The 18,063-nt window shown below is 52.6% G+C and carries 13 protein-coding genes; 8 read left to right on the forward strand and 5 right to left on the reverse strand.

Annotated elements, in window-relative coordinates; genetic code table 11:
* Positions 1 to 329 (forward strand): GNAT family N-acetyltransferase (locus H7A81_RS17465; RefSeq protein ID WP_182058227.1); only part of this gene is annotated, 329 nt, incomplete at its 5' end.
* 309 nt (positions 330 to 638) lie between these two features.
* Here the strand turns inward: H7A81_RS17465 and H7A81_RS17470 are convergent.
* Positions 639 to 6,629, reverse strand: coding sequence for an autotransporter outer membrane beta-barrel domain-containing protein (locus H7A81_RS17470; protein ID WP_182058228.1), 5,991 nt, complete (start codon positions 6,627 to 6,629; stop codon positions 639 to 641).
* A 684-nt stretch (positions 6,630 to 7,313) separates the two neighbouring features.
* Positions 7,314 to 8,213: a LysR family transcriptional regulator gene (locus tag H7A81_RS17475; RefSeq protein ID WP_182058229.1), complete on the reverse strand. Its 900-nt coding sequence runs from the start codon at positions 8,211 to 8,213 to the stop codon at positions 7,314 to 7,316.
* A gap of 146 nt (positions 8,214 to 8,359) precedes the next feature.
* Between H7A81_RS17475 and H7A81_RS17480 the strand changes: the two genes are divergently transcribed.
* The 5 genes from H7A81_RS17480 to H7A81_RS27995 all read left to right on the forward strand — a co-directional run bounded on the left by H7A81_RS17480 (position 8,360) and on the right by H7A81_RS27995 (position 12,972).
* Positions 8,360 to 9,850, forward strand: coding sequence for a sulfatase-like hydrolase/transferase (locus tag H7A81_RS17480; protein WP_182058230.1), 1,491 nt, complete (start codon positions 8,360 to 8,362; stop codon positions 9,848 to 9,850).
* 129 nt (positions 9,851 to 9,979) lie between these two features.
* Entirely contained in the window at positions 9,980 to 11,320 is a 1,341-nt protein-coding gene (locus tag H7A81_RS17485) for an MFS transporter (protein ID WP_182058231.1), read from the forward strand.
* A gap of 25 nt (positions 11,321 to 11,345) precedes the next feature.
* Positions 11,346 to 12,251, forward strand: coding sequence for a formylglycine-generating enzyme family protein (locus H7A81_RS17490; RefSeq protein WP_220458110.1), 906 nt, complete (start codon positions 11,346 to 11,348; stop codon positions 12,249 to 12,251).
* Between the two features lie 33 nt (positions 12,252 to 12,284).
* On the forward strand, positions 12,285 to 12,659 hold the full coding sequence (locus H7A81_RS17495; protein WP_182058232.1) for a YidH family protein: 375 nt from the start codon (positions 12,285 to 12,287) through the stop codon (positions 12,657 to 12,659).
* Positions 12,652 to 12,972 carry a DUF202 domain-containing protein gene (locus tag H7A81_RS27995; RefSeq protein WP_182058233.1) on the forward strand — a complete coding sequence of 107 codons (321 nt, stop codon included), beginning with the start codon at positions 12,652 to 12,654 and terminating at the stop codon, positions 12,970 to 12,972. Before H7A81_RS17495 ends, H7A81_RS27995 begins: the two co-directional genes overlap by 8 nt.
* A gap of 222 nt (positions 12,973 to 13,194) precedes the next feature.
* On the opposite strand, the gene H7A81_RS17505 is transcribed toward H7A81_RS27995, so the two are convergent.
* Positions 13,195 to 13,791 carry an XRE family transcriptional regulator gene (locus tag H7A81_RS17505; RefSeq protein WP_182058234.1) on the reverse strand — a complete coding sequence of 199 codons (597 nt, stop codon included), beginning with the start codon at positions 13,789 to 13,791 and terminating at the stop codon, positions 13,195 to 13,197.
* Between the two features lie 43 nt (positions 13,792 to 13,834).
* Between H7A81_RS17505 and H7A81_RS17510 the strand changes: the two genes are divergently transcribed.
* Positions 13,835 to 14,524, forward strand: coding sequence for a B3/4 domain-containing protein (locus tag H7A81_RS17510; protein ID WP_182058238.1), 690 nt, complete (start codon positions 13,835 to 13,837; stop codon positions 14,522 to 14,524).
* 154 nt (positions 14,525 to 14,678) lie between these two features.
* Here the strand turns inward: H7A81_RS17510 and H7A81_RS17515 are convergent, their stop codons facing one another.
* Positions 14,679 to 15,593, reverse strand: a complete 915-nt coding sequence (locus H7A81_RS17515) for a LysR family transcriptional regulator (RefSeq protein WP_182058235.1) — start codon at positions 15,591 to 15,593, stop codon at positions 14,679 to 14,681.
* A gap of 105 nt (positions 15,594 to 15,698) precedes the next feature.
* On the opposite strand from H7A81_RS17515, the gene H7A81_RS17520 reads away from it, so the two are divergent.
* Positions 15,699 to 16,712: an aldo/keto reductase gene (locus H7A81_RS17520; RefSeq protein WP_182058236.1), complete on the forward strand. Its 1,014-nt coding sequence runs from the start codon at positions 15,699 to 15,701 to the stop codon at positions 16,710 to 16,712.
* A gap of 423 nt (positions 16,713 to 17,135) precedes the next feature.
* Here the strand turns inward: H7A81_RS17520 and H7A81_RS17525 are convergent, their stop codons facing one another.
* On the reverse strand, positions 17,136 to 17,951 hold the full coding sequence (locus tag H7A81_RS17525; RefSeq protein WP_255478991.1) for an alpha/beta fold hydrolase: 816 nt from the start codon (positions 17,949 to 17,951) through the stop codon (positions 17,136 to 17,138).
* Positions 17,952 to 18,063: the final 112 nt, after the last annotated feature.

Here is an 18,063-nt window from a genome sequence, read left to right on the forward strand (position 1 = left end):
CCCTGATACTGCATACGTATCTTCCTAACCTGACTATTACGCTCGCTCGTCGAAGCTATGACCATTCGATCGTGGGCTTTACTGGGGTAAGCAAAAATCGTATTGAAATGCTCTTTGTGGATGCAGATCAACGCGGTAAGGGCATCGGGAAACTACTTTTGCTACAAGCTACCCACGAGCAAGGTGCTGATGAACTTGATGTAAACGAACAGAATCTTCTGGCTATTACCTTTTATAAAAAACACGGTTTTGAAACTGTTGGTCGTTCTGAAGTTGACGGCCAGGGCATGCCATACCCTTTATTGCATATGAAGCTACGGGGAACATAATCTTCCCATACAAAATCAAGTCCGCTCACAACGGACCATCGCTGATAACTTCCAGCAACTAAAATTCATCCATCTTTTCGCCATCAGACCGTAGCCGTCAGGCCCGATACGCCCATTCTGGCGGTGCGGCGGAGCTTGCCGGTTAGCACAGTCGGGCTGACGACTCGATACGCCTGGGAGCCAAAGGGGGCCATCTGGCTTCAGAGAGTTTCAGGTTTAATGACCAGGAAACCGGAGATGCAGTTCCATTTACCGCGCGGGTTTTTAAACCTGAAATATTTTCGGTCGCCATAACCGCGACCGGTTCAATTAAAACGACCAGCGCACGCCCGCGTTGTAACGCCAGCCTTTCGCGCCGTTGCCGTCGATCTCTTTGCGGTAATCCGCTTCGGCGTAGAGCGCCACATCCTTGTTCACCGTTGCGGTGCCGCCCACGCCGATATCCCACATTTTGCCGAACTTGCCGCTGTCGAAGGTTTCACCATCGCCAACATTCGCCGCGCCGATCTTCGCTTTCGCGGTGCCGCCCCAACCCTGCATATAATTCACGCGCAGATACGGCGTGTACTGATTCGCGCTGCCGTCTTGCCAGGTTTTATCCACCCGCGCGCCGATGCGGCCAACCGTCTGGCTGTAATCGTCGTAGGAAACGCGGGTGTTATCGCGGTCGGTGAAGCTGTCCATCTTCATTTGCAGCCAGGTGACCTGCGCCTGCGGTTCGATGCGCACGCCGCCGCCCATTTCCAGCGGATAACCGGTTTCAATCGAAGCCGTCCAGCCGTTGCCTTTTGGCTTGGCGACATCTTTCTGCCGTGCAATATCAGTCGCGCCGCGATGCCAGCCCCAGCTCAGTGAGCCGTCCACGTAAAAACCGCTGTCGCGCAGCCAGGTGCCGTACAGCGACAGCGTGTCGCTGTCGAAGCTGGTCGAGCTGTAGCCATCTGCCGCGTGCGGGCGAATACGCGTGTTGCCGCGCGTGTAGGCCACGCCGCCGCGCAGGCTGCTGTCCTCGCCATCCACGCGAATCACATTGCCGCCGAGCTGCACCGCGCTGTAGTCGAGATCGAAGTCGTAGCCGTAATGACTGACGCTTTGACTGGTCTGGTATTTCAGGTTGGAGCCGATATAGCGGATGAACATCTCGCCGCCAACCGCATCCGGGTTTGCTTGCTGCTGGCGCAGTTCACCGAGGCGTTTATGCAGATCGTCGGTGATTGCCAGCGAATAATAAGCGAGGCCAACCGGCGCAGAGAGGTAGGACGGCACCTGCGGCGTGACCGCCAGACGTGCGCCGCTTGGTGCGCTGCCTGCTGACGGCTGGCACAGACTGCCGTCTTCGCACACGAAGGTGTTCGCCAGTCGATAATCCCACGCGCTGCGGGCTGCGTCATTGCTGCCCGGTGCGAAGCTGTACAAACTGTATTGCCACGGCCCGGATGCGACATAACCGCTTTTGAGCACAAAGCTGTTGGCATTCGCGCTGCCGGAAACCTGCGCCAGTGACACACCTTCGTTCGCAGCGATCACGCCATCGCCGTTGCTGTCAAACCGCGGCGCGCCCGCGAGTTTTACGTCAACCTGCGTCACGCCCGATGCCGCGCCATTCACCAGCACCACATCGCTGCTGGCTGCTGTGGCGTTCAGCCTGACGCTGCCGCCCGCCGACGCCAGTTCGCCGTCAATCGTCAGCGTATTCGCCGCCGTGTTGCCGCCGTTGGTGAGATCCAGGGTGCCCGCGTTATTCACCACCAGTGAATCGCGGGTTCTGCCCTGCAACAGCGGATTGACGTTGTCACCCGCGAACAGCGTTGAACCGCTATCGACGTTAATCGTGCTGTGCGCCAGTTTGATGTTATCGGTTAACGTCCATTGGGTGTTGTGGAAGTTCAGCGTGCTCCAGCCTGAACCCAGATTGGTGCCTTTTGCCGCATCATCGCTGACGAACGAACCGCCGCGCGCCGTGAGTTGGCTGAGATTAAGCGTGTTGCCCGCGCCATTTCCCGTGGTGATGTGGCGCGTATCAGCCAGACTCACCTTCTGCACCGTGGCCTGATTACCCGCACCGCTGCCCATCGTCAAACTGCCTTTGATGGAGCCGCCGGTGACAATCAGTTCATCGCGTCCGTTGCCGGTGTTGACATCGCCGACCACCACACCATCCAACAGTGCAATGACGTCATCGGTCGCGCCGCCCGCCACGACAACCTGATCAGGGAACGGCGCGTTGATGGTGCCTTCATTGATAAACACCGTTTGCCCGCCGCGCAGGTCGATCAGCGGCGCAACGCGACTTTGCGAACTGATGGTGCCCTGGTTAATTACCTGGCTGGCGGTTTGGGTGACAATCGCCGAACCGCCGTTCGCCGCCTGAATATCAATCAAGCCCTGAGAAATCACGTTGCCGCGGGTGTTGGCGATCACGCCATTGCCGGTTCCTGTCACCACAATCGAATAATCCGGCCCGATCACCAGATCGTTGCTGGTGGTTGAGCCATTGGCGTTTTCAAAGCGATAACCGGTGCCCGAACCGCTAACGTTAATTTGCACACTGCCAGCGGAATTGAATGAGGTCGCCGAGCGAATACCGTTACCGTTTGCTACCTCTAAACGCACGTTATCCAAATTGATATTCGGTGTTTCGGCGCGGTTGTTGATGGCGCTGCCGCTGCCGTACGCGCCGATAGTGATGTTATCGGCTTCGAACCCCTCCGCGCCGACATCCAGCAACAAGCCGTCGGCGCTGCCGTTGGCCTGCATCACGCTGTAGCCCTGGCCATCGCCGTAGATTTTCATCCATGCGCCGCTGCCGACGCGCATCGCCGCAATGCCATTGTCGACGCGTAATGCGCTATCGACCGGCACGTATTGGCCGTAACCGCTGCTGACATCGATGCCGATGCCTGACGCAATGTGCATGCTGCCGCGATTAATGAAGTTGCCGCCGTCATGCACGCGCGCGCCGGTGCTGTTCGATCCGCTGAGATCCACCACGCCCTGATACTGGTTAAACAAGCCTGCGCCGCCGCTGACGTCAAACGCCGTCGCATTCGCGCCGTTGCCGCTGATGGTTGAGGCCGCGTAGATTTCTGTTTCATCGCCGCTGGCAATCGCGGCAGTGGTATTTTCGCCGCTGAGCGTAATGCCGCTGCTGATCACGCCCTCGGCGCGGTTACTGGCATTCATTACGCTGGCACCTTTGCCGCTCGCGACATAATTGTCAGTGCTGGACACTTGCGTGCCTTCACCACTCAGCACAATGCCTCGGCTATTTTCACCGCTGAGCGTCACGTTGCCGGGATTCTGTGTATACAGCCACGCGCCATTGCTGATGTCATACAGCGTCGAATTGGCGCTGCTGACATCCACATTGTTGCCGTTGCTGATGAATTCCGTGCCCTCATCGGCGGCGCGATAGCCGGTTTGATTCGGGTCGTTGAAGGTGATGCGGCTGTCCGTGCCAAATGTGATACGACCGCCTAAAAATGCGTTGGCGCCCATCGCTTCTTCGCCATACAGATTGATGGTGCCGTTTTGGTAGATGCGCGCCAGATTGTTGCTGGCGACCAGGCCGATGGTGGTGTTCAACTCAAAACTGTCACGGTTGAAGATGTTGATGGTGCCGCTGTTGGAGATTTCACTCAGCGCGGTGGTATCGGAGTCATACTGCAATCCATAGGCATACAGCGCTTGCCCGCGCAGTGTCATGTTGATGGTGCCGCTGTTGAACACCTTCCCGCCGCGTTCCGCGTAAATGCCGGTGCTGTCCTCGCCGGTAAAAGTGATGTCGCCAATGTTGGTGAGCTGTGCTTGATTGCGGGCGATTAAGCCGGTTTGGAATCTGCCGCTGCCGTTTATCTCAGCATGGTTGGTGAGATGCGTGTCGGTATTGAATCCGTGTTCGAAATCAATGGCCGCGCCTTGCAACGTGTAGGCTAAGCCATCGACTTCTGCCGCCAACACGCTAGAGCCATCAAGGTTAAAGCGTGTCGCAGCATCAATCGTCCCTTGTGCACCATGCGCAATTTTTATCCCGGTGCCACCGATTCCACCATTATCCCCGTTGCCAATATTTAACGTTGCGCCGTTAGTATTTACCTGGGTTCCCACGCCGCTGCCGTACACGCCTGTGGTATTCAATTCGTTCATGGAAAGCGTTAAACCGCGGCCGTCAAAATCCGCGCCATCCTCGACGCGGAAAATCGTGCCGTCGACCACCGATGTCGAGAAGCTGCCATTTTTCGGCAGGTTAATTTTGGCGTTTTCGCCTTTGGTGTAAAAACTGATTTGCCGCTCCAGGCCAAAGATAACGCGCGGTCCGGCAACCGGAATCGCACTGGCACTGACGTTCACCGTGGCGTTGCCTTCGGCGCGAATACCGATCGCATCGTTGCCGCCAAGCTGAATCGGTCCGCTGACGTTGGCGACGGCATTGCCGCCCTCTTCGCCGATGACCCAAACGGCAGTGTTGTGATCGGTTGTGCCATATTGGCCAGCATCGCTGAGGATATTGATGGCACCGCGAGAATAAGCTTTCGCGCTTTCGCCCTCGTGGGCGATGACTTTGAGGCCGGTGCTGTTGTAACCGTTGAGATTGATGGTGCCCGCTTTGCCATTGCCGACGTCGCCACCGCTGCCGGCATCCACCACCAGCATGCCGACGTTCTCGCGCGGTTGCCCTTCAACCGTGCCGTTCACATCGATGACACCGTTATTGCGCGCGATGGCACTTGAACCGTATTGAGCCAACATGCCAACGGCATTTTGCACCAGCGAGCCGATCACGATACGGCCATTGTTAACCACGCTGGAACCGAAAAATGCACTGATGCCAGTGACGCCGCCACTGAGATTTACCGCCACATCGCTGGATATATCTGTTTTGCGATTTTGCGGCGTGCGCCCGATGTAAATCGTGCCGTTTTTGGTATTCGTAAAATCGCCGGTGACACTCACGCCATCGGAGCCCCAACTGCCTACAGTTTCAGTGACACCGATATTAATGTTGCCGTGATTAGTCGCGCGCGCATCGTAGATCGAAATCGCCTGGCCGGGGTCATCGCCGGGTTGGAAGTTGATGACGCCATAATTGCTAAAGCGGCTGCCGTCGCTGACGAGCACGCCGCTTTCCCCACTGCCGATAGTGCTGCTATCCACGCGTTTGCCATTGGCGTTGTTGAGGAACCCGGCATTGATCACACCGTTGTTACGGCCACGTGCGTTGTTTATTAACTCTAAACCTGTGCCAGTACTGGCGAGCTTGCCATTAATCAACGCTTTCGCGCCATTGCTGGCACGCATCACTGCGCTGTGGCTGTCCAACACTTCCAGAGTTTTGCCACGATTGATTTTGACGCTGGCATCCGGGCCATCGGCGCTCAACACCACCTGATCATAAATCTGTTGCGTCACTTCATCGTCAACGTTGTTAACGCCCATGCGATACACCAACTGTCCTTCACGCAGGCTGAAGGCATTGTGGAATTCGGCGTTATAGCGGTCGGTACTGAGGTTGGACACGCTGACCTGCTCGATCAGCCAGTTATTGTAGTTGCGCAGATCGTTGATATTTTTGATGTTGAAACGGGTAGTACCACCATCCAGGGTTGAAACGCTGATGGCTCCGGCATAATCCACCACGCTTTCGGCAGTGTACACCAACTGATCGTCGCCAGGGGGCGTAGCCGCGGTAAAAGTGATGCGATTATTCGCGTTCCAGTTGAGATGTCCTTTATTTGTAGCGGTAAATAGTTGGCTTTGTTTCGCCGCCATCGACCAGCTATTCGTAGAGGAATTAGCCGCCGCACCATGTTCACCAATATCGATATTTAGCGTGCCGTTGCTGACGGAACCGATGCGCGCATTAATATATTGTTTGTCGTTTACATCATAATAATCTGGCACTACGGCATCGAGGCCGACACTCGGTAAATCCACTAAATCGGCGGTGTTATATACGTCGTACGTTGTATATGTCCAATCTTCGAAATTCGGTATTTGAATAGTGAGATTCTGCTGGCCAATTTGTAATCGCTGCTCGCCAATCAGGTTGTCATTGATTATTCGACCAATACTTTGCAATTCGCCAAACGTCACCGTGGTCGCCCCGTTTTCTCCCGGCGCGAATTGCGGTAAACCGCGCAGCGTTTGTGTCGAGCCATTGCATAGACAATAAGCCCCAACTTTATTGTCATTAATTTCAGGCGTATAAGGTTTTAACTCCGCCGCCCACGACAGCGAAATAGGGAACATCAAACCTTGCGCCGCCACAAGGCTTAGTAACACCGGATTTAATTTGAACACAACGTATTCCTCAACAGAGAAAGACAACGCGCGCCACGAAGATCCGCTGCGCTGGAAGTTAAGTCGCTGATATAGTTTGTTTCAGAAATTTAATTTTTGGCATCTGGTGTAATGAGTATCTACGTATTGCGCGGGAAACGTCTAGTTTGAGTTAAGGAATTGTTAGGCGGGAGATGGGATTTAGGAATTTGGCCAGGAAAACTAAAAATATAAATGGACCTCATTATAGAAATATAAATTAACGCCGAATTAACAATCTTTCGGTGCTGCCTAACACGTCTCCGGCAACCTCGTTAGCCGCGCGTATCTGCTTCGTTTACTCTATTTCGGAATGCGATAACGGCAGCCCCTTAAGATCTTTAGAGCAAATAGTCGGAACTTGTCACACTCGATGTAGCAACCTTCATTGCGGTGCGGTGACATTAGGCCCTGATTCCTGGAATCTGGCTTTAAGAAAAATTGAATAGTGCAATTTAACTGCCTGAGCATGTCTCTGGTTTGCCATAAGGCTTATGCAGTCAGGCCCAAAGGGGTGCATGACGGTTCGGCGAAGCCAACCACTTTACGGCTTAATGTAATCGGACTGACGAGCCTGTTTACCTTGGAGCTTAAAGTGGCTTCGGAGGGAAGGATACTAATGGCAGCTAAGTGCCAAAAGCGGACATAGCTACAACTTAACAAAAGTTACATTTCGTTTGCTCTTCGCTGCAGAGCATTCATCAATTCATGCACGTGAATTGATCTCTCAGCATCTCTTCTTAACAAAATTCCGTATGAAAGAGGTACTTCAGGCCGCCACTCTTTAACAATGATACTGTCACGGCTAAAAGCGGTAGGGCTAAAAGGATCGCACAATGCGATTCCCAGCCCCTCGGACGCGAGTTTGCATCCAGTTAGAGCAGATGACGTCTCTATAAAAGCTTCAAGGCTATAACCAGCTGAAGTAGCAGACCTTTCAATCAATATTCGCAGTAATTGACCATATGGAATTATTAAATTTTCATTACCAATTTTTTCTGGGGACAGGTATGCCTCATTTTTATGATCGTGATCACAATTCATAACCGCCACCACAAAGGTATTCTTCAAGGGAATGGCTTCAATTAAAGGATTTTCTACCGGCAGTAATGCCAGACCGATATCAATCTGACCGTTTGCAACCCACTCTTCAATGTCCTTTCGCGGACGTGACTCGATGCTGAAACGCACGCTGGGAAAGGTCTTTTTCAAATCAGCCAGCGACTGGCTGAGCAACGCACTGTTCATAAGTGGAGGCGTAGCGCCAACACGCAGTCGCGACTGGCCGAGTTTTAATAGATCTTCAGCCAGAACAGGTAATTGCTCCAACCCTGCAAGCATTCCTTCAGCCTGGCGATAGAATCTCAAGCCAATCGCGGTCGGTACAAGCCGGCCGCCGCTTCGTCGATCAAAGAGTTTGAAACCTACAACTTCTTCAAGTGCAGCAATCTGCTTGCTGATTGAAGGCTGTGTAATGTGCAACCGTTCCGATGCTGCTGTAATGCTGCCCGTCAGCATTACAGCCTGCCAGGCACGTAAATAAGATAATTTCAGCTTGAATGACATATCTGGCTCCTTAGCTGTGAAAGATTTTAGCCTGGTCATTCAATAATGGAATATTGAAGTTGATTTATTCATTTTTAAATTACATTCCTGCAACTCAGAATTCACTTTGTTGACATGTTGAAAGGCACCCAGGAGTACGATTTAAAATGAATAAACCTAATGTATTGTTGATATGCACCGATCACTGGTACAGCAGCCTCCTTGGAGTTGCTGGCCATCCTTCAGTGCAGACCCCTGGCCTTGATGAAATAGCAGAAGGCGGTGTGCGCTTTACTAACGCATATTCGGAATGCCCGGTCTGCATCCCTGCACGTAGAACGCTGATGTCAGGACTCACACCGAAAAGCCACGGCGACCGTGTGTTCAATGACACTTTGACTTTTCCAGACGTCCCGACTCTGGCGCAGGCTTTCCGTAACGCTGGTTATCAGGCTGATGCAGTGGGGAAACTTCATGTTCACCCCCAGCGCGATCGCATTGGTTTCGACAGTGTGCTTCTTGATGATGAAGGTCGCCCGCAGTGGGGTGTGATTGATGATTACGACATTTATCTCGGCGACCAGGGTTATGCAGGTCGTCAGTTCGATCATGGAATGAGTAATAACCAGTATCACTGGCGTCCGTGGCATTTGCCTGAAGAAACGCATGCCACTGCATGGGCTGGCCGCATGATGGCTCGCACTATCAAGCGCCGCGACCCAACCAAGCCTGGTTTCTGGTATCTCGGTTTCCGCGCTCCGCATCCACCACTGGTTCCACCACAATCCTATCTGGATTTGTATAACGACATTGAGATTGACCAGCCAGCCCGCGGCAGTTGGGTATCGGATGATGCCAGTGAGCTACCCTTTGCCATCTCCGCCGGCGTTCAGCGCATGGGGCGTTATAACGAGCAACAACTGAAAGGGGCACGCAAAGCCTTCTACGCATTGTGCACGCAGATTGACCATCAGATTCGTTATCTGGTCGGCACCCTCCGCATGGAAGGGTTACTGGATAACACCATCATCTGCTTCATCAGTGATCATGGCGATATGATGGGAGAGCACGGCATGCTGGCTAAGCGCATGTTCTATGAGAACTCCGCGAACATTCCGATGATCATCCGTGGCGTGAAAGGCTGTACACGCGTCACTGAAGGTAAAACCGACAATCGCTTAGTTGGATTGGCTGACGTCATGCCTACGCTGCTGGATTTGTGCGGCATCGATGCTCCGGCTCACTGCGAAGGACTTTCAATGTTTAGCGATCAACGTCGTGACACTCTTTACGGTGAATGCAGTGAAGGCGATCACGCCACGCGCATGATACATGACGGGCGCTTCAAATTGATTTACTACGCAACTGGCAACGCCTTCCAGCTGTTCGACCTTGATAATGATCCGGGCGAAATGACCAACCTTTCCAACCAGGCTGAATATCATGATGTTCAGACTCGGTTACAGCAGGCACTGGCCGATGAACTTTACGGACAGGACCTGGAATGGATTCAGGAAGGTAAATTTGTGGGCTGGCCGGACAAACCTTTCGTCCTAGGTCCACACCGTAATCTGAACAGCCAGCGCGGTGATGGCTGGCCGCCGTCACCGCCCGTCGATATTCCGCAGGTTGAATGGCATAAAAACGTCGGCGAGTAGCGAGTTGGCAATCCGGGCGAACACGCCCGGTTCTTTATCTCTGTAAGGGCTTCCCACCAGGAAACCTCACCCTTTGTCACACAAGCCGGCGCTCACTCGCGTCAGGCCATAATAAAAGAGACTGACACTATGGATGCGAATCAAATCAGAGCTCATGCAGCTCAACGGGAAAGCAGCCGCGTACGTTACATGATCCTCTTTCTGTTATTTATCATCACGACGATTACTTACGCTGACCGCGCCACGCTATCGGTGACGGCTCCGCAGATGAAAGACGAATTGGGGATTACTTCCCTTCAGATGGGCTACATTTTTTCCGCGTTCAGCTGGTCATACGTAATTGCCCAGCTCCCTTCGGGCTGGATACTCGACAAATTTGGTTCGAAGCGCGTTTACTTCTGGGCGATTGCATTGTGGTCATTTTTCACCCTGATGCAGGGCACCGTTGGCTGGATCAGCAGCACAATTATGGCGGCGGCTGCGCTGTTTGTTTTACGTCTTTTAATGGGATTCGCTGAGGCACCAGCTTTTCCCACAAACGCCAAAGTGGTTTCTGCCTGGTTCCCGGTCTCTGAACGCGGCACCGCATCAGCGGTATTTAACTCCGGGCAATATTTTGCGGCCGTGGCCTTTACGCCTTTGATGGCCTGGCTGACTCACTACTTTGGCTGGCATGTGGTTTATGTGGTAATGGGCGTGGTGGGTTTCATTCTCGCGATAATCTGGCTTAAATCAATGCGGGACCCGGTTCGCCATCCGTCCATCAGCCAGGCTGAGCTAGACCTTATCGAACAGGGCGGCGGAACGATTGACTCCACTAAAATGAATGCGCAAGCGAGAACACAGAAATTTAACTGGGGACAGGTGCGCCAGTTGCTCGGCAGCCGCATGATGATTGGTGTCTATATTGCTCAGTTCTTTATAAACGTGCTGACATACTTTTTTATCACCTGGTTCCCTATTTACCTGGTAGAACAACGCGGTATGAATATTCTCGAAGCGGGCATGCTGGCTTCCCTGCCGGCCATCTGCGGCTTCTCCGGTGGCATTCTAGGTGGCGTATTTTCTGACGCACTGCTGCGTCGCGGTTTTTCTCTTACTGCGGCACGTAAAACCCCCATCGTGCTCGGCATGTTACTTGCCTCAAGCATAATCCTTTGCAACTACACCTCAGAGGTGTGGGTAGTGATTGCGCTGATGTCGGTGGCTTTCTTTGGTAAAGGCTTGGGTGCACTCGGCTGGGCCGTGGTTGCTGATACCTCACCTAAAGAAGCGATAGGCCTGTCTGGCTCCCTTTTTAACACCTTCGGAAACATCGCCGGCATCGTCACGCCTATCGTGATTGGCTACATTATTTCAATTACGCATTCTTATAATGGTGCGCTGATCTTTGTTGGTGTGAGCTCACTTGCCACTATGTTGTGCTACCTGCTGGTAGTAAAAGACATTAAACGTATGGAATTCCACTAAGAATTTCGAAAAGGAGAAGTCAGCCATGACCAATCAAAAAATTGTCGCACCTGAAGGTATGCAGTGGATTGCCGGAGGTGAGTTCCTGATGGGTTCGGATGACTTCTATCCTGAAGAACGCCCGGTTCGTGAGGTACAAGTTGAAGGATTTTGGCTGGATATCATGCCCGTCACAAATCTAGATTTTTCTCTGTTCATCGCGGAAACCGGTTATATCACCCTGGCTGAACAACCGCCCTTAGCGGAAGAATACCCCGATGTGGCCGCAGAAAACTTAGTCGCGGGATCAATGGTATTTCAATCCCCGGGGAAGAAGGTTCGCCCGTCTCATTACAGTGACTGGTGGTCATATATACCCGGTGCGTGTTGGCATCGCCCGGATGGGGTTAACTCGCTTACGCATGAAGATGCTCAGTTGCCTGTGGTCCAGATTGCATTTGCTGATGCACTTGCCTACGCCCACTGGGCAGGAAAGCGGCTACCGCTTGAAGCAGAATGGGAGTTTGCCGCCTGCGGCGGCTTACAACCCTCACCCTATGCGTGGGGAGCAGACTTCATGCCAGAGGGAAAAAAAATGGCTAATACCTGGCAAGGTCCGTTCCCGTTTGCAGGTGACGTTGCGCCAGGAAGTTATTTTTCCACATCGCCGGTCGGAGCGTTTCCTGCAAACCCGTTTGGCCTGCATGACATGATAGGGAATGTATGGGAATGGACCGCGGACAACTGGATGCCGGACCATCATCCGGCTCAGCGATCGTGCTGTTCTTCCTCGAAAGAGATGAAAAGGGGTTACGACGAAATCCGTAAAGTTCTAAAAGGCGGGTCGCATCTATGCGCCCCTAACTATTGTCAGCGCTATCGGCCGGCTGCCCGCCAGGGCCAGTCAGTCGATGGTGCAACGACACATATTGGCTTTCGCTGCGCGAAATAACGTGGTCTAAGTCCTGTTTTGAGTAAAACCCTTATGCTGAACGATTCACCCTCAGTCCCCAAAAAACCCTGGTGGTTAAGCGGTAAGGATCCGGACTACCGATTCTCACTGGCAAATGAGAGAACCTTCCTTGCCTGGATCCGTACTGCGCTTGCGTTCATGGCTGCAGCAGTGGGTATTGACCAGTTTGCCAGCCACCTCAGTCATCCCGCAGCGAAGCTTTTAATTATCAGTGGCCTAATTTTGTGTGCGTTTCTCCTTTCTCTACTTTCCTACTGGCGCTGGGCGAGAAACGAAAAAGCCATGCGATTTGAACAGCCGATTTCGCGTAACCCCCTGCTTTTAGTTCTTAGCGGCTTGGTCACGCTTATATGTGCTATTACAGCGTTCATCGTAGTCTATGGCTGAAGTTAAAAAAGACCCTGGCCTACAGCCAGAACGCACCGCGATTTCATGGTCAAGGACCCTGTACTTGATGCTGGTAGTTGCCGCTTTGTATCTGAAGTCTGCGCTGCACAACGGAAGCGTGCTTCTGAATATTGGCGCAGGATTACTTTTCATTGCGTCGTCAATTACCTTAGTGATGCGGGAGCGGCGTCTAATCTTTGTTCCAGATACCGACACTACATGCACAATCAAGGATCTAGCTATCAAAAAAACCATAGCGACTTTATTGTCCTTGGTAGCGTGCATGACAGCTATATCCTTCTTAATCAAGTGAGCCTTCGAACTTCCGCTTTTCGCTCATAGCGGACCCCGCGCAGTTGCAGGTCTGCTCCATGCCTGAAATGGACCTTAATGAAACTGCAGACAAGAGGTAAATAATGGATGTTTCTGTTGAGATTCGCGTCACGTTTAACAGCACCTTTTTTCTCAATTTGAATGGCGGTATCAGATAAGCCGATATTCTTTATAAGCGCATCATTTAACGAGCCTGAGTACGTCAGCGCACACGCTCGCTTACCGTCATAGTAAACTTAAGCGGGCCGCCCTCATGACAGCTATAACTGTGTGGCAGGTCTGTCCGGGCGATCACTGAAGAACCTTCACTTACAATCAGACGCTCCTCCCCTAAAGTCAGCAGAAGAGAGCCCTGTACTACATGTAAAAGTTCGCACGTGCCATCTGAGTGTCCCGGGGAATCGAAAATCTCTCCAGGATGCATTTTCCACTCCCACAACTCGATCATATCCGGTCCGCTTGTGCCGGCCAGCAAGCGCGCGGTGCCGCCATTGTCTCCACTCCACAGGCAGGGTATATCACCTGCTGCAATCAGATGCGCGTTGGGTTTGCTGGCAACGTTGACAATGTCTGCTACCGAGACGCCCATCGCTGCGGCAAGCTTGCAGAGGATTGCGATGCTGGGGTTTGCCCTGCATGCTTCAATTTCAACCAGCATACCTTTGCTCACACCCGCCAGACGTGAGAGTTCATCAAGCGACATTTTTTTCTGGCTGCGATACTGCTTCAGGGAAGCGGAAAGCGCCTCATTAATTCTGGACGCATCAGCGCCGGTCGTTATATTGACTTTTTTGTTCATCGGTCATTATCATAATCTAAAACGGTCATTTCAGGATTATCAAATGCTAATAGCTCATCCGTCAATCAGTTCCGACGTTGCCCGTCTGGCTCCCGGCTTCCGCGCTCTCAGCATCAGCGTATCTGCTGCACCACTGGTTAACGCCAATTTTGGCGAAGAAGCGCTTCGTAAAGCCTGTGAAGAGGTACTCAGCGGGCAACCTGGGTGGGCTGAAACGCATCTTAATGCATGGTCTGAAACCTTTCGCGCCTTCGGCGCGAAGCCCAGGCGCACGCCCTGCTCAGCAGAAGCCCTTCGCAAACGCGTGTTACGAGATGGATTTATGACACCGCTTGACCCTGTAGTTGACCTGTATAACGCAGTGAGTCTGCGGTATGCCGTTCCCGTGGGTGGTGAAAATCTGGAAGCCTATCGTGGCGCTCCCCGTCTCATTATTTCAGACGGCAGTGAACCATTTGACACCTTCAAAGACGGTGTTCCCTACGTTGAACAGCCCGATGCGGGAGAGGTAGTCTGGTGTGACGACTCAGGCGTTACCTGCCGACGCTGGAACTGGCGGCAGGGCATAAGAACGCGACTGAGTTCTTCAGATAAACACATGTGGTTCATTCTGGAAAGTCTGCCACAGATGCCAGTTGAAGCTCTGCATGAGGCCGGTAAAATGCTGACAGACGGGCTGGAAGTCATGATGCCGGGAATTCAGTCTGAAGTTTCATTCATTGAAACGCTCTAAGCGAATAGTAAACCGGCAGATCAACTGCCGGAACTCCCCCCCTCAATTGTCTGCTGTTCGCTTACAACTGTCCTTGAGTTTCCCGAAGATTACTGTGTGCCAAAAGTGGACATCGTTCTACCCTCAAAGGCTAATCTCACCACTTATGCGAATGCTAACAACGTTCTTCCAGCGCTTCTCTGATCCAATCACTGAACACACGCATGACGGCTTCTGTTCTGGCGGGGAGATGACGGTTGCGAGGCCAGAGCAAAGTGACTTCAGGCGCCCTGGTTTCCAGGGCGGGAAGAATACGAACCAGCTTATTGCTATCTAGCGCAGGCGCCACGATGAAATTAAGGCTCTGCACGATCCCCATTCCGGCAACAGCGAGCTGCACCCGCGCTTCGGCATCGCCCACAGATGCCACCGTATCCGGCCATAAAGTCCTGACTGCACCGTTACATTCAAATTCCCACCCCAGCTTCTCACCTGGCACCGGCAGCATAAAATCGATCAGTCGATGGGTATGCAACGCTTCAGGCGTTTCAGGTACGCCGAATTTCTGCAGGTATTCATGAGACGCCACATTTATGCGCAAAGGAAAGCCCAGCGAACGCTTGTGAAGATCCTGATCTTCCAGCCCACCAATGCGTATTGCGAAATCAATCTCTTCACGAACGAAATCACTGCGCTGATCGGTCAGGATGATTTCCGGGTGGATGTCAGGATACTGAAGCATCAGTTCAGGCAGGCGCGGAAAAATAATGGCGCGGGCAACTGAAACGTTAACGCTCACCCGGACCTTTCCGCTCAAGCGCTGCTGAGAGCCTTTCAGATCGGCTTCTACTTCATCCAACTCCACCAGCAACCGTTTACACGTAGCGTAATAGCGCTGACCCGCTTCTGTTGCGGCCACCGCGCGCGTAGTGCGGCCGAGGAGTTTCACGCCCAGATGTTCTTCCAGACGTGCAATACGCGCTGTCGCGTTTGATGGAGATATACCTGAGAGACTGGCTGCACGGCTGAAAGAGTGGGTTTCAATGATGCGGATAAACAATCGCATCGAGGTGAGCTGGTCAAACCGCATTGATTATTCTCTTTTTCAGAAGAATGAATTCGTATTCTACATTCTATACGCATGGTTTGGATCGCTCTACATTAAGTTCCTCAACCAAGAATTCAGGAGAATCAGATGCAATACGTTCGTTTTGGTCGTTCAGGATTAAGGGTTTCACGCTACACGCTGGGAGCCATGACATTCGGCAGCGGTGAGGGGATCTGGTCTTCTATCGCTGGGCTGCCTGTTGATGATGCAAAACACATCATCAGCGCGGCGCTGGACAAGGGAATCAATCTGGTGGATACAGCAGACGTCTATTCTCAGGGCCAGTCAGAGGTAGTGCTGGGGCAGGCATTAAAATCAATGCGCATAGACGATAGCAAAATGATGATTGCGACCAAGGTGCGACTGCGAACCGGCAATGGTCCGAATGACGTTGGTTTAGGGCGTTCACATATCATTAATACCGTAGAAAAAAGCCTGCAGCGGCTTCAACGCGATCACATCGACCTGCTGCAACTACACGATCGTGACAACCTGACCCCTCTGGATGAAACGCTACGAACGCTTGACGATTTAGTCACTCAGGGCAAGGTGCGGCATATTGGCGCCTGTAACTTCAGCGCAGCGGAAATGACGCAAGCCGATGCTTATTCACAGCAGTACGGAAAAGCGCGATTCACCAGTAATCAGGTACACTATTCGCTGGCGTGCCGCGATATTGAATTCGATGTAGCGAAAGCCGCACAGGCGGCCGATCATGCACTGATGATCTGGAGTCCATTGAGTGGAGGCTATCTTAGTGGAAAATATACCTCGAACACGCAGGAGCAGGGGCGTCGTTCTAAGCTGAACTTTCCACCAGTTGAACCAGCGCGCGTTGGTCCGGTGGTCGACGCGTTAATTGCCATCGCCAGAGAGATGGCCTGTTCACCAGCCACAGTCGCGCATGCATGGTTGCTGGGACGTCCCGAGGTCACCACCGTGATTGTCGGGGCGAAGAATGAACAGCAATTACTGCAGAATCTGGAAGCCGAGAATTTGATGCTATCGTCAGAGCAGGTAACGAAACTGGATGCTCTCTCTCAGCCTTCAATCCCCTATCCTTACTGGATGCAGTATTTTCATGATAAAGACCGTATGTGATGCTTGACCAGGCTGGGGACGGATGCTTATTGAGGCTTGATACTGCTTTCTTAGTGTTCGTCGGCCAGCTGACCTGCTCCCCGCTGATTGATTTAATGCGATGTCAGTAATGTCCGCAGACGCTCTTAGAAAACCTTCAGCGTCACCTGCTGGTCTACTACGTGTCAACAGCAGGCGTTTAGATAGATAATTAAGCAAGAATGTGATCAATTGACGTATGTTCTTAGCGGGTTAAAGCTACTAATACGGCGGCAAGGAGTCCTATTCAATGAATGGGCGGAAAATCAAACACCCCATCAAAATAGACCTTGCCGTCTCATCCCTACATCTCTTTCACATCAGACATGCATGCCGCGTAATATCTGCGCCCTACACTCTAATGAACCGAAGCAACGGCCAATTCCGGCCGTTCCTCCCCAAATCTCATTCAGTTCGCGGCTGCATCTGGCTAGCATCGCCATCCAAAAACGACTCAACCGCGTCGGAAAACCGCTCAGGCTGATCAAGCATAACAAAGTGAAAACTGTCATCGATCCGTGTGAAGTGGATATCGGGTGCAGCAGCATAGGCTTGACGGTACATCGCATCCACGCTGGCTGCTGGTACGCCGAATAGCGTGTCATACGCGTATACGACCTCAATCGACGCTCTGATGCGGCCAAGTTCGGGACGCAAATCGGTGATCATCACTTCATACACGGCATCGGCAATGGTTTTACGGTCGGAATGGATTCCTGCCGCCACCAGTGCTGGCCTCACCGCCTCGGTCTTCGCTAAACGGGCGATGGATGCTTTCTGAAATTCCGTGAATTGCTCCGGCGACTGCCCCAAAATTAAATTTCGCGTCGCAGTGGCCTGCGGGGCGACCGTTTCGCTGGTCGCCGCTGGATTGAACATCAATGAATAGAACGGCAACGCATCAACGACCATCACGCGCCCCACCAGGTCAGGATGACGAGCAGCCAGCATCAATGCCATTTCTCCCCCAAGGGAATGGCCAATGATCGTCGGGGCTTTGATGTGCTGGGCGTGAATATATGCAGCGATGGCGTCAACTGCCGGAGCCATGATTTTCCCGTCCGGCTTGGCAATGGCAGCCGTATTCGCGAAGCCTGCAAGCTCGATAAGATGAATGCGATGGTTCTTGCGTAATTTTGCAGATAAATCGGCCCAAACGTCGCGCGATGACGCCAGCCCAGGAATCAATATGACATCTGTTCCCGTTCCTTGCGTCTCCACGGAGATTCGCTGTGAGTTCGGATGTGCTGGAGGTACAGGCAATGGAGATCGAAAGCGCACACGTCTGAACTCCAGTTACATTCAGAAATATCGTATGCCGTCTTCTGCTTGA

The sequence above is a fragment of the Pantoea sp. ME81 genome (assembly GCF_903970985.1).
Lineage (GTDB): Bacteria > Pseudomonadota > Gammaproteobacteria > Enterobacterales > Enterobacteriaceae > Pantoea > Pantoea communis.